Here is a 20,159-nt window from a genome sequence, read left to right as displayed (position 1 = left end):
AATCATTTTCCGTACATCTTTTCGTAATAACCCTGATAATCTCCGCTGGTAACTTCTTCCACCCAAGCTTGGTTGGCTAAATACCATTCGATTGTTTTCACGATACCGACTTCGAATTTTGTTTCGGGATACCATCCTAAAGCATTTGTTATCTTGGTAGGATCGATAGCATAACGTTGGTCGTGTCCCAGACGGTCTTTAACGAAAGTAATCAGATCTTCGTTGATCCAGTCGATTGAAATATCTCCGTTTTTGTCTTTTACTTTCTTTTTGAGAACCTGACGATAGGCAGGGTTTTCTGTCATCAGGCGGTGGATAGTCGAAATGGTTAGTTTCACGATTTCGAGGTTTGTTTTCTCATTGTGTCCGCCAACGTTGTACACTTCTCCGTCTTGACCTTTACGCACAACGAGGTCGATTGCTTTGCAGTGGTCTTCCACATACAGCCAGTCGCGCACATTGCTACCGTCACCGTAGACGGGAAGATGTTTTCCTTCGAGGATATTTTTGATAATCAACGGAATTAATTTTTCCGGGAAATGGTACGGACCGTAGTTGTTGGAGCAACGGGTAATCGTTACCGGCATTTTATAAGTGTCGTGGTAAGCCATTACCACCATGTCTGCACTTGTCTTAGAAGCGCTGTACGGGCTGTGTGGACAAAGCGGGGTTGTTTCAGTGAAATACCCTTCGGCTCCTAGTGAACCATACACCTCATCGGTAGATACCTGATGGTAACGTACGCCTTTTCTCCAGGTCGGATATCCTTGTTCGTCTTTCCCCATCACCCATGCACGGCGTGCACAATCCAGTAAGTTCTGTGTTCCGAGAATGTTGGTAATCAGAAACAGTTGTGGGTTTTCAATGCTGCGGTCGACGTGGCTCTCGGCAGCGAAATTCACTACATAATCAAAACGATACTCAGCAAAAAGACCGTCTACCACATCGCGGTTGCAAATGTCTCCTTTGATAAAGACACAGCGTTCGTTGTCGATGTCTTTGGCAATCGTTCCTAAGTTACCTGCATACGTCAAAGCGTCCAATATCACGACTTTGATGTCGTTATGTTTGGCCAAGATGTACTTGATGTAATTTGCCCCGATAAATCCTGCGGCACCGGTCACTAGATAAGTTTTCATATTTTATTCTTTATGTTGATTTTAGGATTGTTTAGCCAATTCGATGAGGTACTTTCCATACTCGGTTTTTTCGAGTTGTTGACCCAGTAGAAGTAACTGTTCCGTCGGAATCCATCCCTGACGCCAAGCGATCTCTTCAATACAGCTGACGTAAAAACCTTGCCGGTTCTGAATAGTAGCCACGAAATTGGAAGCTTCCAGCAGACTGTTGCAGTTGCCTGTGTCGAGCCATGCAAATCCGCGTCCGAAAAGTTCTACTTTTAATGTGCCTTCTTCCAGATACAAACGATTCAAGTCTGTTATCTCATATTCTCCACGTGCTGAAGGACGAAGGGTCGCTGCTTTTTTCGTTACACTGGCATCGTAGAAATAAAGTCCGGGGACGGCATAATTACTTTTCGGCACTTCCGGCTTTTCTTCCAGTGAGATTACCTTTCCCTGTTTGTCAAATTCCACTACACCATAAGCGCGTGGGTTTTTTACGTAGTAACCGAAGATGCAGGCGCCTTTTTCTATGTGGGCGGCCCGGCGGAGCATGGCGGAGAAGCCTTGTCCGTAAAACATATTATCCCCAAGAATCAGACAGCCTGGTTCACCGTTCAGGAAATCGGCTCCCAATACGAAAGCCTGTGCCAGTCCGTTAGGTTGTTCCTGTATTTTATAGGAGAAAGACATACCCAGTTCTTCACCTGTGCCCAGCAAGTCGCGGAACATCGGCAAGTCGCGTGGCGTTGAAATAATCAACACTTCGCGTATTCCTGCCAACATGAGTGTTGACAGCGGATAATAAATCATCGGCTTGTCATACACAGGCATGATTTGTTTAGAAATCGCTTTGGAGAGCGGATAAAGTCGGGTGGCACTACCACCGGCTAGAATAATTCCTTTCATGTTCGTCTGAGTTATTCATTAACTGTGTGCAAAGGTCGGAAAGAATTCCGATGTGGCAAAATTTTAAAATAATTTTTCAATTGGGCAGAAACATTTATTTTATTTGTCCGCCAGTTCAATGACTTCCAAGTCCTGAAAGGTTCCCTGATTGATAACAAAACGCACCAAAGTCCGTACCTTATGAAACCCGTACATGCCGGCAGCTCCGGGATTAATATGTAGCATATCCAGGGTTTTATCATATTTCACCTTTAGTATATGAGAATGTCCGCTGATAAAAAGTTTGGGCGGACGTGTCATCAGACTGCCGATGATGGAAGGATCGTACTTTCCCGGATAACCGCCGATATGTTTAATCAGCACTTCTGCACCATCCACCGTGAAACGGTTTATTTGCGGATACAGCTTTCTGATTTCCTGTCCGTCAATATTTCCATATACCGCCCGGAATGGACGGAAGGCGGTAAACTTTTCCGCTACCTCCAGCGAACCGATGTCTCCGGCATGCCAGATTTCGTCACACGGTTCAAAATATTCCAGATATTTCTCGTCCCAGTAAGCGTGAGTATCAGATAATAATCCAATTCTTGTCATAAATTTCTTTGTTTAATCCCACAAAGATACTATATTTGGAAAAATCTTAGAGTACATGGAAAGCAAATATAATTATTTCAAGCGAGATATCAGTTGGCTCTCATTCAATTATCGCGTATTGTTGGAGGCTCTGGATGAGCGTTTGCCGCTCTACGAACGTATTAACTTCATCTCTATCTACTCTTCCAACCTCGAAGAGTTCTATAAAATTCGTGTAGCCGACCATAAAGCTGTTGCCTCCGGTGCTACGGAAAGTGATGAAGAGACTGTACAATCCGCCCGCAAGCTAGTAGAAGAAATCAATAAAGAAGTTACCCGCCAGCTGGATGACCGTGTGCGTATTTATGAAGAGAAGCTATTACCTGCCCTGCGCAAGAATCACATCATCTTTTATCAGGACAGCCATGTAGAACCCTTCCACCAGCAGTTTATTAAAGACTTTTTTCGAGAAGAGATTTTTCCCTACCTGCAACCCGTGCCTGTATTCAAAGATAAAATAGTTTCCTTCCTGCGGGATAATCGTCTTTACTTAGCAATACGAGTCTATCCGAAGAGAGAAATAGCAGATACAAATCTAACAGAATCCCGGCAGCCCCTTTACTTCGTGATGAAGCAACCATACGCCAAAGTACCTCGCTTCATCGAACTTCCCCCTCGTGAGAAAAACCATTACCTGATGTTTACCGAAGATATTATCAAGGCAAACCTCAACCTGATTTTCCCCGGGTACGACGTTGATTCCAGCTATTGCATCAAAATCTCCCGTGATGCTGACATACTGATTGACGACACCACCAGCAGTGCCGACTTGGTAGCCCAACTCAAGAAGAAAGTGAAGAAACGCAAGATCGGTGATGTCTGCCGTTTCGTCTACGACCGTGGTATGCCTCATGACTTTCTGGATTTTCTGGTAGATGCTTTCCATATTCAGCGTGATGAGCTTGTTCCCGGTGACAAGCACTTGAATCTCGAAGACCTGCGTCATCTTCCCAACCCGAACAAATCTCTTTACAGCATCGAAAAGCCGAAGCCCATGAAGTTGACCATTCTTGATGAAAAAGAGTCCATCTTCAACTACGTCGCCAAGAAGGACCTGTTATTGTATTACCCTTATCACTCTTTCGAGCATTTCATCCATTTCCTATATGAAGCCGTACACAATTCGGAAACTCGTGAAATTATGGTGACCCAATACCGCGTAGCCGAAAACTCCGCCGTCATCAACACTCTGATAGCCGCTGCCCAAAACGGAAAGAAAGTCACCGTATTCGTGGAACTGAAAGCCCGTTTTGATGAAGAAAACAACCTTGCCACGGCCGAAATGATGCAAGCCGCCGGCATTAAAATAATATACAGCATACCCGGTCTGAAAGTACACGCCAAAGTAGCCCTTATTCGCCGCCGCGGACTGAACGGTGAAAAAATACCCAGCTACGCCTATATTAGTACCGGCAACTTTAATGAGAAGACCGCTACCCTCTATGCAGATTGTGGGCTCTTCACCTGTCGTCCGAAGATAGTGACCGACCTCTATAACCTTTTCCGCACCCTGCAAGGCAAAGAAGACTCGAAGTTCACCACCCTTCTTGTAGCCCGTTTCAACCTCATCCCCGAGCTGAACCGCCTGATCGATCGTGAAATCTCCCTCGCCGACGCAGGCAAACAAGGACGCATCATCCTAAAAATGAACGCTCTCCAAGACTCCGCTATGATCGACCGTCTCTACGAAGCCTCCGAACATGGCGTGCAAATCGACCTTATCGTCCGTGGAATCTGTTGCCTCATCCCCGGACAGCCATACAGCCGTAACATCCGTGTTACCCGTATTGTAGACAGCTTCCTCGAACACGCTCGTATCTGGTACTTCGGCAACGATGGCAAACCCAAAGTCTTCATGGGTTCTCCCGACTGGATGCGCCGTAACCTCTACCGTCGCATCGAGGCCGTCACTCCTGTTCTTGCTTCAGATCTGCGTGACAGCCTTATCGAAATGCTCAATATCCAACTCTCCGACAACCAGAAAGCCTGTTGGGTAGACGGTAACCTGCGAAACATATTCAAGAAAAGAACGCCCGGTACCCTCGCTGTCCGAGCCCAATACACCTTCTACGACTGGTTGAACAAAAGTAGTTAAACAGATCCCATTGTAATATAAATGTAATATGTACGACACCTCCCTGCAACATCAAATTCCGTCCTTTGCAGTCGGAAACAACGTACACATATATTTATTATGGAGACTATTTACTTGTGCATTATCATTTTCCTTTTCGTCTTGGCTATCTTCGATCTGATAGTGGGAGTCAGTAACGACGCAGTTAACTTTTTAAACTCAGCGGTAGGTGCCAAGGCTGCTTCGTTTAAAACCATCCTTTTCATAGCCGGAATTGGAATATTCATGGGTGCTTCCCTGTCCAACGGTATGATGGACATTGCCCGGCATGGCATCTATCAGCCTGAACACTTCTACTTTGCCGAAATCATGTGTATTCTGCTGGCTGTCATGCTGACTGACGTAGTACTGCTGGACGTCTTTAATTCCATGGGGATGCCCACCTCCACCACCGTATCATTGGTCTTTGAACTACTCGGAGGAACATTCGCCCTCTCTCTCATCAAAGTACACAATAGCGACACCCTAACTTTGGGAGACCTCGTCAACACCGATAAAGCCCTCTCCGTCATCATGGCGATTTTCGTCTCCGTCGCTATCGCCTTCTTCTTTGGAATACTGGTACAATGGCTTGCCCGTGTGATCTTCACCTTCAACTATACGAAAAAAATGAAATATAGCATCGCCCTCTTTGGAGGGATAGCTACGACTGCCATCATCTATTTTATGCTTATCAAAGGACTGAAAGACAGCTCCTTCATGACTCTCGAAAACAAACACTGGATACAAGATAACACACTGATGCTCATCACCGTTTCCTTTGTATTCTTCACCGTACTGATGCAAATCCTTCACTGGCTGAAAATCAATGTTTTCAAAGTCGTTGTGCTGATGGGAACCTTCGCCCTTGCCCTTGCTTTTGCCGGTAACGACCTTGTCAACTTTATCGGTGTTCCCCTCGCAGGTTTCTCCTCTTTCATGGACTATACCGCCAACGGAGCAGGAAATCCGAACGGATTCCTGATGACTTCCTTGCTGGGACCCGCCAAAACCCCGTGGTATTTTCTTATCGGAGCCGGAGCCATCATGGTTTACGCCCTCTGCGCTTCTAAAAAAGCACACGCTGTAATAAAAACATCCGTCGACCTTTCCCGCCAGGATGAAGGAGAAGAGGCATTCGGAAGTACCCCGATCGCCCGCACAGTAGTTCGAATCAGTATGGCACTTGCCAACGGAATCTCCCGAATAATGACGGATGGCAGCAAAAAATGGCTTGACTCCCGCTTTCGCAAAGACGAAGCAATCATTGCCGACGGGGCTGCTTTTGACCTTGTTCGCGCTTCTGTCAATCTCGTGTTGGCTGGTCTGCTTATCGCCTTGGGAACTTCCCTAAAACTTCCTCTTTCCACCACCTACGTAACTTTCATGGTAGCTATGGGTACCTCCTTGGCCGACCGCGCCTGGGGACGTGACTCAGCCGTTTACCGCATTACCGGTGTATTAAGCGTCATTGGAGGTTGGTTCATCACCGCTGGAGCCGCCTTCACCATCTGTTTTTTCGTAGCTCTCGTACTCCATTATGGAGGCAGCATCTCAATCATCGTCCTCATCGGTATAGCTGTATTCATCTTGATTCGTAGTCAGGTGATGTACAAGAAACGCAAAGCGAAAGAACAAGGTGACGAAACGCTGAAACAACTGATGCAAACCACAGACAGCACAGAAGCCCTCCAACTGATGCGTAAGCACACCCGCGAAGAACTTTCTAAAGTATTGGAATATGCAGAGACAAATTTCGAACTGACTGTCACTTCATTTCTGCATGAAAATCTGAGAGGGTTACGTCGTGCCATGGGGGCTACTAAATTTGAGAAACAGCTCATTAAACAGATGAAACGTTCGGGCACTGTCGCCATGTGTCGTCTTGACAATAACACCGTACTCGAAAAAGGACTTTATTACTATCAAGGCAACGACTTCGCCAGCGAATTGGTCTACAGTATTTCCCGACTCTGCGAACCTTGCTTCGAACATACCGACAACAATTTCAACCCATTGGATGCCATTCAGAAAGGCGAATTCAGCGATGTGACCGAAGATATCACCTATCTGATTCATCAGTGTCGTAAGAAAATGGAAAGCAATGAGTACAATGACATAGAAGGAGAAATCCGTCGTGCCAATGACCTCAACGAACAGCTTTCACTATTGAAACGTAAGGAACTGCAACGTATTCAAAGCCAGTCAGGAAGCATCCGGGTAAGCATGGTGTATCTCACAATGATTCAGGAAGCACAGAACGTAGTCACTTATACCATCAATTTGATGAAAGTAAGCCGTAAATTCCAGATGGAAACTGAAATGCCGTAAGAACGAAAAGCAAGGTTCACCTACCTTTAATTTTCCTTTACAGTATCCTTATGCGTTCAGTGCTTGTTCGATATCAGCAATAATATCATCTGCATTTTCGATGCCTACCGATAGGCGGATCAAGTCCGGGCGTACACCTGCTTCTATCAGTTGCTCATCTGTCAACTGGCGGTGAGTATGGCTTGCCGGATGGAGGACGCAACTGCGTGCATCCGCCACGTGAGTAACGATAGCGATAAACTCCAATGAATCCATAAACTTGATAGATACGTCACGTCCGCCCTTCAGTCCGAAGGAGATTACTCCGCAGGAACCGTTCGGCATATATTTCTGTGCGAGGCTGTAATATTTGTTATCCGGCAATCCGCAATAGTTTATCCAGGCAACTTTCTCATTTTTAGAAAGATATTCGGCTACTTTCTGTGCGTTACGGCAGTGTTGAGGCATACGCAGGTGTAACGTTTCAAGTCCCAGATTCAATAAGAAAGAATTTTGCGGACTAGGGATGCTACCGAGGTCACGCATCAGTTGGGCGGTTGCTTTGGTGATATAAGCACCTTTGCCGAATGCTTTCGTATAAGCCAGTCCGTGGTATGACTCGTCCGGAGTACAAAGTCCCGGGAATTTTTCAGCATGAGCATCCCAGTCAAAATTGCCGCTGTCTACGATACAGCCACCTACACTTGTGGCATGTCCATCCATATATTTGGTGGTGGAATGCACCACGATGTCAGCTCCCCATTCAAACGGGCGGCAGTTGATCGGAGTCGGGAAAGTGTTGTCAACAATCAAGGGAACTCCGTGACTGTGTGCGATGCGTGCGAACTTCTCAATATCCAGTACTTCAAGAGAAGGGTTGGAAATCGTTTCACCGAATAAAGCTTTTGTATTCGGTTTGAAAGCTGCAGAGATCTCTTCTTCGCTGGCATCCGGATGAACGAAAGTCACATCGATACCTAGCTTCTTCATGGTCACGCCAAACAGGTTGAACGTACCTCCGTAAATAGCGGAAGAGCAGACAAAATGATCTCCTGCCTGACAGATATTAAAAATGGCATAGAAGTTGGCAGCCTGACCGCTGGAAGTCAACATAGCGGCTACACCGCCTTCAAGAGCGGCAATTTTGGCGGCAACAGCGTCATTCGTTGGATTTTGCAGGCGGGTATAAAAGTAACCACTGTCTTCCAGGTCGAACAGCCGGGCCATCTGCTCGCTGGTGTCGTATTTGAAAGTTGTACTTTGATAGATGGGTAATACGCGTGGTTCGCCTTTTTTAGGCGTCCATCCTGCCTGTACACACAGAGTTTCCGGTTTGAATTGTTTTGCCATAATGTTATCGGGTTTTAATGTTTTATTTCAAAAAATATTTTAATGCTGCAAAAGTAGGGAAAATAATTGTATTTTTGCCCTGTTTATGAGTGAAATGATACTCTTGCGGGGAGATAGATACATGTAGTTATGAAAAATAAACTCTATATTCTTTTATTCTTAACTTTTCTTTTTTCGGGCACGACTCTTTGGGCACAGCAGAAGGCAACTCCGAAGGCGGGTGAAGGCATCTCTTCTTTTCTGTGGAGGCACAACCGTTCTCCGAGGAAGTATTACGATGATTTTATTGAGCTGAATAAACAGAAACTGGGAAAGAACAATGTGCTTAAAGTGGGCGTGACGTATGTGATCCCTCCTCCGAAAGCTAAATCAACGAAAAAGGGAACTGCCCTCAATGAGCCTCTGTTTGGAAAGCAACTGGCTGATGTGAAAGTCACTTCCAGCCGTCTTGCCGGTGCTTGCTTCTATGTGGTCAGCGGACATGGAGGTCCTGATCCGGGTGCTATCGGGAAAAGTGGTACACACGAATTACACGAAGATGAATACGCTTATGATATTGCTCTCCGTCTGGCACGTAACCTGATGCAGGAAGGGGCCGAAGTCCGTATAATCATTCAAGATGCTAAAGATGGTATCCGTGATGACTCATACCTGTCAAACAGTAAACGGGAGACTTGTATGGGCGACCCGATTCCTTTGAAACAGGTGCAACGTTTACAGCAACGTTGCGATAAAATAAATGCCTTTTACAGGAAAGACCGTAAGAACTACTCTTATTGCAGGGCGATTTTTATTCATATCGATAGCCGTAGTAAAGGAAAACGAACGGATGTCTTTTTCTATTATTCGAATAAAAAGGGAGACAGCAAACGGTTGGCGAATCACATGAAAGACACGTTTGAGTCAAAGTATGATAAGCATCAACCTAACCGGGGTTTTTCCGGCACAGTGAGCGGGCGTAACTTATACGTACTTTCTCATACCACTCCCGCTTCCGTTTTTGTGGAGTTGGGGAATATCCAGAATACGTTCGATCAGCGCCGGTTGGTGATGAAATCCAATCGTCAGGCACTCGCCAAATGGATGATGGAAGGCTTCCTGAAAGATTATAAGGAGAAAAAATGATATTTTTGCTTCTTTTTCGTGAACAAAATCAGAAACTGAATGTTTTATATATGCGAATCTCCTGATAGCTGCTTATAGGTATGCGAATATATGTAAGTCAGTAAAGATGCTTCCCCGGCATGACAGGAAGATTGCATAGTAGTTTTGTCGTGTTTTATTTTGTGTTTGTGTTGTGACGGTGCTGCGATGTGAATCGGGGTACCGTTTTTTTGTTACATATAAAACGGCAGGCTTACCGATAAAAAACGAGCTTACAAAATCTTCTAAAGTGTATCATAGAATCTCTGCAAGCTCGTTTGGTGAGTGATGCTTTGGGCACCTTATCTAGTTGTTATAAAGGCATATTACCGTGCTTCTTGGGTGGGTTTGTCTGCATCTTGTTTTCCGTCATTTCCAGTGCTTGGATGAGACGTTTGCGAGTCTGTCTCGGATAAATGATTTCGTCAATATATCCCAGCTCGGCAGCCTGATACGGAGTCGCAAACTTTGCTTTGTAAGCTTCCAATTCCTTGCTCTTTGTAGCTTCGTCAGCTTTGCGGAACAGGATATTGATGGCACCGTCTGCACCCATTACTGCAATTTCCGCACTGGGGTAAGCGAAGTTCACGTCAGCTCCGGTCTGCTTGGAGTTCATTACGATATAGGCACCACCGTAAGCTTTGCGGGTAATCACAGTCAGTTTGGGAACAGTAGCTTCTGCAAACGCATAAACTATTTTTGCACCGTGACGGATGATACCATTGTTTTCCTGCGTGTATCCCGGAAGGAATCCCGGAACATCTTCAAAGGTAATCAATGGGATATTGAAGCAATCGCAGAAACGGATAAAACGGCTTGCTTTGTCGCTGGCATCAATATCGAGCACACCGGCAAGATAAGCCGGCTGATTGGCTACAATACCTACCGAGCGACCTGCCATGCGGGCAAAGCCGATGATGATATTTTTAGCAAAGTGGGGCATCACTTCGAAGAAATAACCGTTGTCTATAACGCGTTCGATAATGTCTTTCATGTCATACGGTACGTTCGGGTCTGCCGGAATAATCGTATCCAGAGAAGCATCTTCGCGATTGGTTTCGTCGGTACAAGGTAGTTTCTTGGTCTCATCCATATTATTCTGCGGCAGGAAAGAGAGCAGTTCACGGATACTCATCAGCAATTCTTCTTCGGAGTTGCACATAAAGTGAGTCACGCCGCTCTTGCTGCTATGTGTCATTGCTCCGCCAAGTTCTTCTTTGCTTACTTCCTCATGGATCACCGCTTTTACAACATCCGGGCCCGTCACAAACATATGACTTTTTTCTTTCACCATAAGGATGAAGTCGGTCAGGGCAGGTGAGTAGCAGGCACCTCCGGCGCAAGGGCCCAAGATTGCTGAAATCTGTGGAATCACACCACTGGCCATTGTGTTCTGATAGAAAATATCAGCATAACCGGAAAGGCTCTCGATTCCTTCCTGAATACGTGCACCGCCCGAATCATTCAAAGCGATAATCGGGGCACCGTTCTTCAATGCAAGTTGTTGTACTTTCACAATCTTTTTAGCATTGGAGGCTGACAGTGAGCCGCCATATACTGTAAAATCATAAGCGTAAACAAACACCTGTCGACCGTCTATCTTTCCGTAACCGGACACGATACCATCTCCCGGAATTTTGTTCTTATCCATGCCATAGTTTGTACAACGGTGAACCATCAACTTATCCAGTTCAACGAAAGTACCCTTGTCGAGCAGCATCTCGATACGTTCGCGGGCAGTCATTTTACCGTTTTCATGTTGCTTCTCTATTTTATCAGCGCCTCCACCAAGAGAAGCGATGCGGTCACGTTCCTCGAACGTGGCGTATGCTTTATTCATTTCTTCCATAATGCAATCCGTTCTTATTATTGTGCAATCGGTTCTAATGTTATTAATGTCTGTTCACCGGTTATGTTATCACCTTCTTGAACCAGAATTTCTTTGATGCGGCAATCCGAAGTCACTTTGTAGTTGCTCTGCATCTTCATTGCTTCGATAACGATGGCGGTATCTCCCGCTTTCATTTCCTGACCGGCTACAACAGGTATTTTCACTACCTTGCCCGGCATCGGAGAAGTGATGCAGTCGTTCTGTTCCTCTTCCCCTTGCTTGCGCATCCGCAGATATTTCGCCTGGCTGTCCACAATTTCTACATTGAAACTGCTATAATGCGTATTTACTTTATAGCTTTTCCCGTTATCACGGCGAATCAGCTGTGCGTTCGAACTACGTCCGTCCATCAAGATATTACAAGTGCCGTTTTCCGCCATCACTACGTCTGCTTCAAATGTTTTTCCGTCAATGGTAAGCACCACCTTGTTATCTTCCTTGCTGACTAACTCTACTTCGGCTACACGGTTTCCTATATGAATTTCCATAATTGAATTCTTTTTGTTAAAATTAGATTCTCAATACTCCCTTGTGCAATCCGAACTCTTTCCATTTGCTGATAGGACGATTGTCGGTAGCCACACCGCTGTTATTTTCTTCGAGATTCATTAAATAGTCTATATAAGCAGCGATCAGGGCAATATTTTCGGAACGTTCGCTGGTGCGCGTAATACGTTGTTGCAGAAGTTTGCTGTTCTTGGCGATGAATCCTGTGTCATAATGGCCTTCCACGAAATCGGGAGTGTCCATGATGGCACGCAGATAGCTGATGTTGTTTTTCACACCGGTCAACTTATATTCGTGGAGCACACGGCGCATCCGCTCGATAGCATATTCGCGGTTGGTAGCCCATACAATCAGTTTACCGATCATCGGATCGTAGTAGATGGGAATTTCATATCCCTCGTACACATAACTGTCGATACGTACCCCGATACTGTTCGGTTCTGTAATCTGTTTGATGATACCGGGGCTCGGCATGAAATTCATTTCTGTATCTTCGGCACAAATACGACATTCAATGGCATGTCCGCGTTGCCGGATATTTTCTTGCTTGAGTTGGAGCACCTGTCCGTCGGCAACTTTAATCTGCTCTTTCACCAAATCTACTCCAATCACTTCTTCCGTAATCGGATGCTCCACCTGCAAACGGGTGTTCATCTCAAGGAAATAATAGTTGCGGTGTTTGTCAACAAGGAATTCGATGGTACCTGCACCGATATAGTTCACCGCTTTAGCCGCAGCTACCGCCTTTTCACCCATGTCTTTCCGCAGTTCGGGAGTGACGAAAACCGAAGGAGTCTCCTCTACGATTTTCTGGTTACGGCGTTGTACGGAACATTCGCGTTCGCACAGATGAATGACGTTTCCATGTTTGTCACCAAGAATCTGGAACTCGATGTGATGAGGCTCTTCAACGAATTTCTCCAGATAAACCGTGTCATCGCCAAAAGAAGACAATGATTCGCTCTTGGCAGTGGTATAAGCCTCTTCCACTTCTTCGGCACAGTGGATGAGGCGCATTCCCTTTCCACCACCGCCCATAGAAGCTTTCAGCATCACCGGATATCCGATTTTATTGCAAAGCTCTATGGCTTCTTCCACACTTTTCAAATTGTCTTGCGTGCCGGGAACGACCGGTACTCCCGCCTCAATCATTTTGATACGAGCAGCAATTTTATCTCCCATGGCTTCCATTGTTTCCGGATTGGGTCCGATAAAGATGATTCCTTCCTCCTGACATCGACGGGCGAAGGTAGCATTCTCCGACAAGAAGCCGTAACCCGGATGGATGGCGTCTGCATGAGCTGCTTTCGCCACTTCGATGATTTTTTCTATATTCAGATAACTCTCTTTGGATGCTGCCGGCCCTATGCAATAAGCTTCATCTGCGTAAAGCACGTGCTTCGCGGTCCGGTCTGCTTCGGAAAAGATAGCGATACTTGTTATCTCCATCTCTCGGCAGGAGCGCATCACCCTTACGGCAATTTCACCGCGATTGGCTACTAAGATTTTTTTTATCATACTTTTCTAAATTAAGTACATACATATTCATGTCTTCCCGTCTAATGGACATACTCCACCCGACGAAAAACAGTATTTTTTGATTTGGGGCTTAACAAGTGATACTCTTTCTCCTAACCCACGAGGAGGAGAGCGTCTTACGCAAAATGGCAGGTCTTCTGACTGACTCTTGTCTTATTTGCCTTCCCGATTAACATCAGTGGCGTTAAATTGGTTCATTAATAAGACATTGAACAGAGCTTCACAGCAGCGGGACTGTCTGGGATTTACACCCGATTCCCTATTAATCGTTGTCCGTTGGATACGGATTCTGAACCATTTCGGAGGGCAAAGATAAAGAAATATTAAATAAAACGTCTCTTTTTTGCACGAAAGTTACAATTTTGTGCAATGCTTATTGATACCATTTTTTGTTTTTATACACTATGATTATTTATTCTTTTAGAATATCAATGAAATCGGTAAGTAGTGTATCGGATCGTTTTTCAATTGCACTCTTCTTGGATCTTTATCCCCCTCAACGCTTCCGTGATAGCCGGGACGAGCAGACTGATCCTTAAGGATTGTAAGGAATAATGGGGAACTGATGGGGATGTAGTTTGTTGAGTAGAATGCTCTATCTCCTTGCAAGAGATGGATTAACGTGTGCAAAGTTATAATAAATTATGGAAAAATAAAGGGCTTTCATTGTGTTTTTTAACATCTCTGCTACAAGAAAGCTATAATGTTTAGCGAAAAACGATCTAAATGACATATTACTCCGCTAATAATCAGCAGAATACATGCTAATTACATCTCTTGCAAGGAGTTGGTTCATCTCTTGCAAGGAGACGAACTTAAAGATGGCACATGAACATGATAAGAAAACTACTTCTTCTAATATTGATATTCTATGGCGGCTACCTGTCGGCACAGACCGTGCATGAAGTGCGGGATTCTGTGAAGATATATTTCCGGCAAGGGAAGATAGACTTTGTCCCTTCCCTGAACAACAACCAAACTGCATTAGACAGAATAGCGGATAGCCTGCGCATAACCTATGCCGACTCCGTTTACCGGTTGCAAAAGATTCTTATTGTGGGCGGTGCATCTCCCGAGGGGAGTATCAAATTCAACAAATGGCTTTCCGAGAAACGTGCGGGCGTGTTGTTCGATTACCTTTCACGCTATGGATCGCTGCCCGACTCACTGAAGACCACCAACTTTCTTGGGCGTGACTGGAACGGTCTTATCCGTCTGGTGAAGAATGACCCGAATGTTCCTTACAGAAAGGAGACATTGGCTCTGCTGCGTGAGATTGCGGACGAGGCGCAGGGAAACGCTCCCACAAAAGGTGACCACTTGAGACGCATCCAGCGGCTGCGCGGTGGCGTGCCTTATTATTATATGTACAAAAACCTTTTTCCCGAACTTCGTGCCTCACAGTTATACCTGTGGTACAAGAAGACATGGAACCCGGTGGCTCCGATGCCGAAGCCCAAGATGGAAATCCCCGTTCCATCGATAGATACCGTATTCATCCATGACACGATTTACATAAACGTGCCGTGTCCCGAAAAACCTTTTTACATGGATGTGCGGACGAACATGCTCTATGATTTGTTGACCGTGCCCAACATTGGGGTGGAGCTCTATCTCGGTAAGAGCTGGTCTGTTGTTGCTAACTGGATGTACGGCTGGTGGAAGACAGACCGTCATCATTGGTACTGGCGTGCTTACGGAGGTGACATCGCCATGCGCAAATGGTTCGGCAGAGCGGCCAAGGAGAAGCCGCTTACCGGGCATCACCTCGGTGTTTACGGGCAGATATTCACCTATGACTTCGAAACGGGAGGACGTGGCTACATGGGAGGTAAGCCTGGTGGCACACTTTGGGATAAGATGAACTACGCCGCAGGTGTGGAATATGGATACTCGCTCCCCATTACCCGGAGACTTAACATCGACTTCACTATCGGCATGGGCTATTGGGGCGGAATCTACCACGAGTATAAGCCCGTGGACGGTTGCTACGTGTGGCAGTGCACCAAGCAACGCCATTGGTTCGGCCCGACAAAGGCTGAGGTGTCGCTCGTCTGGCTCATTGGGCGTGGTAACTACAATAAGGAGGAAGGAGGCAGGCGATGAACACAAAAGTGATTTATGCCGGTTTAGCCGCACTGTACCTGATGACGCTGAGCGTACTTTTCTCTTCTTGTGGGCATAAGGACTTGTGCTACCAGCATCCACACATGAAGACCATCCGAGTGGCGTTCGACTGGCGGAATGCTCCCGATGCATCCCCTAAGGGCATGACTGTCATGTTCTATCCGATGGACGGATCCACGTACAGGCGCTTCGATTTCCAAGGGCTTGATGGCGGTAAGATAGAGCTTCCGGTCGGTGAGTACCGTGTCATCTTCCACAATAATGATTCCGACGTGGATCTTTGCTACGGAATGGAGGAATTTGACACCCATTTCCACTACACCCGTCAGGGGCATATATTCGAGCCCGTATATGGCAATGCAGCTATGCCGGCACCAAACGCAGTAGAGGACGAGCTGGTGTGCATCAGCCCGGGTGAGATGGTTGGCGGGCGTGTCATGTCACTTGTCGTCGATGAAAACGGTGTGTCGTTTGAGGAAGAGACCCCCGAGGACGATGTGGTGCAGCACCGGTCGCCGACTATCGTCACGCTCTATCCGGTCATGATGACTTGCCATTATACTTTTGAAATCCGTAATGTCAAGAACCTTAAGTATGTCGACCAGATGAGCGGTTCGCTCAGCGGTCTCAACTATGGTATTTATCCCGGTCGGAAGGATTTCGAGCACAAGGGGGTGACAGTCCCGTTCAGTGCCTCTTCATCGGGACGGGATATGATAACAGGCGATTTTTACACCTACGGTCACTGTCGGAAGCATAACAAGACTACGACGTTCACGTTGTACGTGTGGATGAACGATGACAAGAAGTATTATTATACTTGGAATGTGACCGAACAGGTGCAGAAAGCGCCCGACCAAAGAAACGTGCATATAATCATCGACAATATGGATCTTCCTCAGCCTATCACCAACGGTAGTGGGTACGATGTCGACGTGGATGACTGGCTTGTGGTGGAAGAAGAAATAAAGATGTAAAATCAATAAGACAAATAGTATCATTAAATTATTTTAAACTAAATTATTAAGGTTATGAAAAAGAAGCTTTTCGTTATGGCTTTCCCAGCACTCGTTGCGTTGGTGTCATGCTCCAACGACGAGATGGTACAGCTCTCGGATGGCAACGCCATCAAGTATCAGGTGAATACCGGCGCGATTTCACGCGCAGCGAATGTGTTCTGCAACAACAACAAGCCTAGTGAATTCATGGTGTGGGCAAATCTTACGGACAACGGATCAACTCAGCCCTACATCGCAGGCGACCGAATCAAGGACGAAAACGGCGCTTGGAGCGACGTGACCGGCACCCGCTACTGGCCCAACACGGGGACGCTTGACTTCTACGCTGTAGTTAATGGCGGTACTTTGAATGCCGAAACCCGTGCGCTTTCCAAATTTACGGTGGCTTCCGAAGTAAGTGCTCAGCAAGACCTCCTTTACGCAGTGGCCACCGGCCAGACAAAGCCTGCAACAACCGCATCGTCGCCTGTTAACCTCAACTTCCGTCATGCCCTTTCGCAAATCGTGTTCAAGGCCAAGAGCAAGAATCAAACTCTGCACATCGAGGTTGACGGAGTGGCTGTCGGCAACCTGCATAATGCTGCAGTTTTCGCGCTTCCTGAAAACAGCACAACCGGCAACATAGCACATGCTATCCCGAATCCCGGGGGAACCTTGGCATCTCAAGGCACATGGGGCTCTGCTGAAGGTGCTGAAGTGTTCAAGGTTTCTTTTAACACAAAGGAGATTGCGTATTCTTCAGACGGAAGTACAGTTACCAATCTGACGGACCAAGAAGCCCATACAGCAGCTTCCGACTTCGGCAAAGCGCTCTTGATGCTTCCTACAACAACAACGACAGCTTGGTCAGGTACATCCAAGCTAGAAGGCATCCAAAGTGACAGATATGCAGCCAAGATCAATGATGGTACGTTCATCCTCGTGAAAATGGCAATTTGGAATGTCGCTGACCTGACCACTGGCAAGCAAAACACTGATGTTCTACTCTATGGTAATACGGCAGATGACGGAACTGTCACAACTCGCTGGGCTGCCATTCCCGCTTCTTTCACTTGGGAACAGGGTAAGAAATACATCTATACCCTTACGTTCGACAAAGGCAACGGCGGTCTCGATCCCGATCCCGATGATCCTGATCCCGATCCTGTACTTGTCAAGATTGAATATGAAGTGAAGGTTGACGAGTTTGTAAAAGGCAACGATACCCCAATCGATATGAATAAGTAGAGACAGTATGAAACATAAACTGATGTATGATAAGACATAGATACAGATGGCTGATTGACATGCTCTGCATCTCCGCCCTGCTTGGGGTGTCGGCTTCCTCCTGCTCCAAGCAGGAGGAACCTGATGTCTTCCCATTGTTGTCTGACACGGAGATAACCTTATCCTTGCCGGAGTGGACGCCGATGGTGCAGTCTCGTGCCACCTTATTTGAGGAAAAAGGTGACTTGAAGAATGTGGAAAAAGGAAGAGGTAACTTCACGCTTTATGCCTACGTGGACGCTACTGCCACCAAATATATAGATGGTGTGAGAACGTGGTATTTTGACGACCCGGACGATTCGGATAATAGTGAGTGGATGATGTTGGATGGTAATGAAAGACCGATAACTTACTATTGGCCTAATTCAGAGAAACTGAATTTCTTTGCTTTCATGCCTTATAATAACAACGATGATGATATGTCAAAAAAGACTCATGTCAAGGTGCTTGATTACTCCAAAGAGAATGGGGGACAGTTTGAGTGTGCTTTGCCTGGTTCTGCCAGTGATGCCACCGAAATTCAAGAATTTATTTACGCATACGAATCAGGAAAAACGAAACAGGGACAGTATAACTCTGAAACGAAACAATATGATCCTCTGACATTGCGGTTTAAACACCCTTTTGCATTAATCAATTTTAAATTGAAGGGCGGCTCTTACCGAATGACGGTTCATAATATTAAATTCAGTGATATACATTTGAACGGCACATTCTCTACAAAGCCGGAGCCAAACGGCAAGTGGAAGTACACGGGCGGTGCCGGAGAATATACGGCACTAATCGAAAAAAGAATCCCCAATGATATAAACTATAATACGAATTTGTCAGATTGGTTCATCGTGATGCCTCAGGATTTAAATGGAGTAAGGCTTACTTTGTCTGCTACCCGTGCAGCTGATAAGACGAATCTAACGGAAACCGCTATTGAGAAAACATTTACTTTCAGTAATAGTGAAGGAAAAGAATGGAAATGGGAAGCGGGTAAGAAATACACCTACGTTATCAGTTACGGTGATAATCAAGAAGAAATCTACTTCAATGTGGAAGTGGAAGAGGACTGGAAATTGGGGTATGAACATAATATAGATGTGGAATAAGATGAGAAAGATGTTTTATGCCATCTGTGGGTTAAGTATTTTCCTCTTCTCTTGTCGGGAAGAAGAGGCGGATATCTGTACGGATTCGGCTCAACGAATCTATTTGCGTGCGACAGTGGAAAATACCATCCTGTTGAGCCGCGCACCTTTTTCCTTGTTAGAGCCCAATGAAGATAATCCGCTGGAAGTGGCCGTATGGGCATCGACAACTTCCAAAAAGTTTGAGCATGTGGATGGAGCGAACGGGACTAACGGGACTGTTGCCTTACATACCACGGCAAGATTCACCGCCGGTTCGGAACAGTTGCTGGATGCCGCTGTCTATCCCAAAGATAACGCTGGCGGAACAAAAACAGTATATTTCGTGGGAATGCACCCCCAAGGCGGATGGACCGACAATGCTACGGCAGGCGAAACGGCAAGTAAGACTTTTAATGGCTCCGAAGATGTGATGTTTGCACCTCAGGAAGAGGGGGTATATGGCGGAAATGTGGATAAAGAAAAATGGCCTACGTTCAAATTTAAACATTTACTCACTTGGTTAAGGGTGAAGGTGAAAGCCGATAGTGAAATAGTCTCGGAAGCCTGGGGAAAGCTCAAAAGCCTTAAAGTGAAGAGTAGCAATGGAAATACGGTGACGATTGATTTGAGTAAAGAGTACAGTTCGGTTTACAATCCGGGCGCTTTGGAAAATTGCGTTACATTTTCTTCCGGTGATGGTGTGACCCTGGATTTCTATAAAACCGGGACAAACAATGCGTTTCAAAATGAAAGCTATCCCTTGCCGTACAAAGACAAATTCGAGGAGGTGGCATACGTGCTTTGCGCACCGGTGATTGCTACCGAGCATGAAGAGCTGGACGTTGTAAAAACCAATGAATATACATTGCTGGTGGAAACCGAGCACCGCACTGTTGAAGTGCCGGTTGATTTAAAGAAAGGTGAATCGACCTGTTTTGAGGGAAGTACGATGAACTATCAATTTATCTTGAATCTGAATTTCAAAATGGGTAATAACATTGTAGTAACTGTATCAGTGGACGATTGGGAATTAGGAGGTATCAGTAATGGGGTGTTAAGCCCTAATAATACTTCTGATGGAAACTCTGATGCATCTTAATTTTATCGATT

15 protein-coding genes and 1 riboswitch are annotated in these 20,159 nt (G+C 45.9%); of the genes, 8 read left to right on the top strand and 7 right to left on the bottom strand.

Annotation, left to right across the window (positions count from 1 at the left end):
- Positions 1–2 precede the first annotated feature (2 nt).
- The 3 genes from rfbB to AB9N12_RS02855 form a co-directional block, all read right to left on the bottom strand.
- Positions 3–1,139, bottom strand: a complete 1,137-nt coding sequence (gene rfbB / locus AB9N12_RS02865; RefSeq protein WP_369889523.1) for a dTDP-glucose 4,6-dehydratase — start codon at positions 1,137–1,139, stop codon at positions 3–5.
- A 21-nt stretch (positions 1,140–1,160) separates the two neighbouring features.
- Positions 1,161–2,030 (bottom strand): glucose-1-phosphate thymidylyltransferase RfbA, encoded by an 870-nt coding sequence (gene rfbA, locus AB9N12_RS02860; RefSeq protein WP_369889521.1) that lies wholly within the window; start codon positions 2,028–2,030, stop codon positions 1,161–1,163.
- Positions 2,031–2,129: 99 nt separating this feature from the next.
- Positions 2,130–2,624 carry a metallophosphoesterase gene (locus AB9N12_RS02855; protein WP_369889519.1) on the bottom strand — a complete coding sequence of 165 codons (495 nt, stop codon included), beginning with the start codon at positions 2,622–2,624 and terminating at the stop codon, positions 2,130–2,132.
- 55 nt (positions 2,625–2,679) lie between these two features.
- Here AB9N12_RS02855 and AB9N12_RS02850 point away from each other — a divergent pair, with 55 nt between their 5' ends.
- Both AB9N12_RS02850 and AB9N12_RS02845 read left to right on the top strand, forming a co-directional pair.
- Positions 2,680–4,758 (top strand): RNA degradosome polyphosphate kinase, encoded by a 2,079-nt coding sequence (locus tag AB9N12_RS02850; protein WP_369889517.1) that lies wholly within the window; start codon positions 2,680–2,682, stop codon positions 4,756–4,758.
- A gap of 99 nt (positions 4,759–4,857) precedes the next feature.
- Positions 4,858–7,107 (top strand): anion permease, encoded by a 2,250-nt coding sequence (locus tag AB9N12_RS02845; protein WP_369889515.1) that lies wholly within the window; start codon positions 4,858–4,860, stop codon positions 7,105–7,107.
- Between the two features lie 48 nt (positions 7,108–7,155).
- Here AB9N12_RS02845 and AB9N12_RS02840 read toward each other — a convergent pair whose 3' ends face one another.
- The gene (locus AB9N12_RS02840; protein WP_369889513.1) at positions 7,156–8,436 is read right to left on the bottom strand and encodes an O-acetylhomoserine aminocarboxypropyltransferase/cysteine synthase family protein; all 1,281 of its coding nucleotides are present in this window, start codon (positions 8,434–8,436) and stop codon (positions 7,156–7,158) included.
- Between the two features lie 129 nt (positions 8,437–8,565).
- Here AB9N12_RS02840 and AB9N12_RS02835 point away from each other — a divergent pair, with 129 nt between their 5' ends.
- Positions 8,566–9,561: an N-acetylmuramoyl-L-alanine amidase gene (locus AB9N12_RS02835; protein ID WP_369889511.1), complete on the top strand. Its 996-nt coding sequence runs from the start codon at positions 8,566–8,568 to the stop codon at positions 9,559–9,561.
- Between the two features lie 331 nt (positions 9,562–9,892).
- On the opposite strand, the gene AB9N12_RS02830 is transcribed toward AB9N12_RS02835, so the two are convergent.
- The 3 genes from AB9N12_RS02830 to accC are packed head-to-tail and all read right to left on the bottom strand — an operon-like array spanning position 9,893 to position 13,495.
- Positions 9,893–11,428 carry an acyl-CoA carboxylase subunit beta gene (locus AB9N12_RS02830; protein ID WP_369889509.1) on the bottom strand — a complete coding sequence of 512 codons (1,536 nt, stop codon included), beginning with the start codon at positions 11,426–11,428 and terminating at the stop codon, positions 9,893–9,895.
- A 17-nt stretch (positions 11,429–11,445) separates the two neighbouring features.
- Positions 11,446–11,958 (bottom strand): acetyl-CoA carboxylase biotin carboxyl carrier protein subunit, encoded by a 513-nt coding sequence (locus tag AB9N12_RS02825; protein WP_369889507.1) that lies wholly within the window; start codon positions 11,956–11,958, stop codon positions 11,446–11,448.
- A 22-nt stretch (positions 11,959–11,980) separates the two neighbouring features.
- Positions 11,981–13,495, bottom strand: a complete 1,515-nt coding sequence (gene accC / locus AB9N12_RS02820; RefSeq protein ID WP_369889505.1) for an acetyl-CoA carboxylase biotin carboxylase subunit — start codon at positions 13,493–13,495, stop codon at positions 11,981–11,983.
- A gap of 130 nt (positions 13,496–13,625) precedes the next feature.
- Positions 13,626–13,830: riboswitch (cobalamin riboswitch) on the bottom strand.
- 514 nt (positions 13,831–14,344) lie between these two features.
- On the opposite strand from accC, the gene AB9N12_RS02815 reads away from it, so the two are divergent.
- From AB9N12_RS02815 to AB9N12_RS02795, 5 genes are read left to right on the top strand one after another with little or no spacing between them, the layout of a single operon-like run.
- The gene (locus AB9N12_RS02815; protein WP_369889504.1) at positions 14,345–15,622 is read left to right on the top strand and encodes a DUF3575 domain-containing protein; all 1,278 of its coding nucleotides are present in this window, start codon (positions 14,345–14,347) and stop codon (positions 15,620–15,622) included.
- Positions 15,619–16,620: a DUF5119 domain-containing protein gene (locus AB9N12_RS02810; RefSeq protein WP_369889503.1), complete on the top strand. Its 1,002-nt coding sequence runs from the start codon at positions 15,619–15,621 to the stop codon at positions 16,618–16,620. The genes AB9N12_RS02815 and AB9N12_RS02810 overlap by 4 nt, the downstream gene beginning before the upstream one ends.
- Before the next feature lie 54 nt (positions 16,621–16,674).
- Positions 16,675–17,889, top strand: coding sequence for a fimbrillin family protein (locus tag AB9N12_RS02805; protein ID WP_369889501.1), 1,215 nt, complete (start codon positions 16,675–16,677; stop codon positions 17,887–17,889).
- A gap of 26 nt (positions 17,890–17,915) precedes the next feature.
- Positions 17,916–19,028: a fimbrillin family protein gene (locus AB9N12_RS02800; RefSeq protein ID WP_369889500.1), complete on the top strand. Its 1,113-nt coding sequence runs from the start codon at positions 17,916–17,918 to the stop codon at positions 19,026–19,028.
- A gap of 1 nt (position 19,029) precedes the next feature.
- Positions 19,030–20,148: a fimbrillin family protein gene (locus AB9N12_RS02795; RefSeq protein WP_369889498.1), complete on the top strand. Its 1,119-nt coding sequence runs from the start codon at positions 19,030–19,032 to the stop codon at positions 20,146–20,148.
- Positions 20,149–20,159: the final 11 nt, after the last annotated feature.

Origin of the sequence: Bacteroides sp. AN502(2024) (genome assembly GCF_041227145.1) — a bacterium.
Lineage (GTDB): Bacteria > Bacteroidota > Bacteroidia > Bacteroidales > Bacteroidaceae > Bacteroides.
Note: the sequence above shows the minus strand (reverse complement) of the source record. Positions and strands in the feature narration are given on the sequence as shown.

Coding starts and splice junctions, on each gene's coding strand:
- rfbB (WP_369889523.1), bottom strand. CDS start 1,139: ATGAAAACTTATCTAGTGACCGGTGCCGCAGGATTTATCGGGGCAAAT.
- rfbA (WP_369889521.1), bottom strand. CDS start 2,030: ATGAAAGGAATTATTCTAGCCGGTGGTAGTGCCACCCGACTTTATCCG.
- AB9N12_RS02855 (WP_369889519.1), bottom strand. CDS start 2,624: ATGACAAGAATTGGATTATTATCTGATACTCACGCTTACTGGGACGAG.
- AB9N12_RS02850 (WP_369889517.1), top strand. CDS start 2,680: ATGGAAAGCAAATATAATTATTTCAAGCGAGATATCAGTTGGCTCTCA.
- AB9N12_RS02845 (WP_369889515.1), top strand. CDS start 4,858: ATGGAGACTATTTACTTGTGCATTATCATTTTCCTTTTCGTCTTGGCT.
- AB9N12_RS02840 (WP_369889513.1), bottom strand. CDS start 8,436: ATGGCAAAACAATTCAAACCGGAAACTCTGTGTGTACAGGCAGGATGG.
- AB9N12_RS02835 (WP_369889511.1), top strand. CDS start 8,566: ATGAAAAATAAACTCTATATTCTTTTATTCTTAACTTTTCTTTTTTCG.
- AB9N12_RS02830 (WP_369889509.1), bottom strand. CDS start 11,428: ATGGAAGAAATGAATAAAGCATACGCCACGTTCGAGGAACGTGACCGC.
- AB9N12_RS02825 (WP_369889507.1), bottom strand. CDS start 11,958: ATGGAAATTCATATAGGAAACCGTGTAGCCGAAGTAGAGTTAGTCAGC.
- accC (WP_369889505.1), bottom strand. CDS start 13,495: ATGATAAAAAAAATCTTAGTAGCCAATCGCGGTGAAATTGCCGTAAGG.
- AB9N12_RS02815 (WP_369889504.1), top strand. CDS start 14,345: ATGAACATGATAAGAAAACTACTTCTTCTAATATTGATATTCTATGGC.
- AB9N12_RS02810 (WP_369889503.1), top strand. CDS start 15,619: ATGAACACAAAAGTGATTTATGCCGGTTTAGCCGCACTGTACCTGATG.
- AB9N12_RS02805 (WP_369889501.1), top strand. CDS start 16,675: ATGAAAAAGAAGCTTTTCGTTATGGCTTTCCCAGCACTCGTTGCGTTG.
- AB9N12_RS02800 (WP_369889500.1), top strand. CDS start 17,916: ATGATAAGACATAGATACAGATGGCTGATTGACATGCTCTGCATCTCC.
- AB9N12_RS02795 (WP_369889498.1), top strand. CDS start 19,030: ATGAGAAAGATGTTTTATGCCATCTGTGGGTTAAGTATTTTCCTCTTC.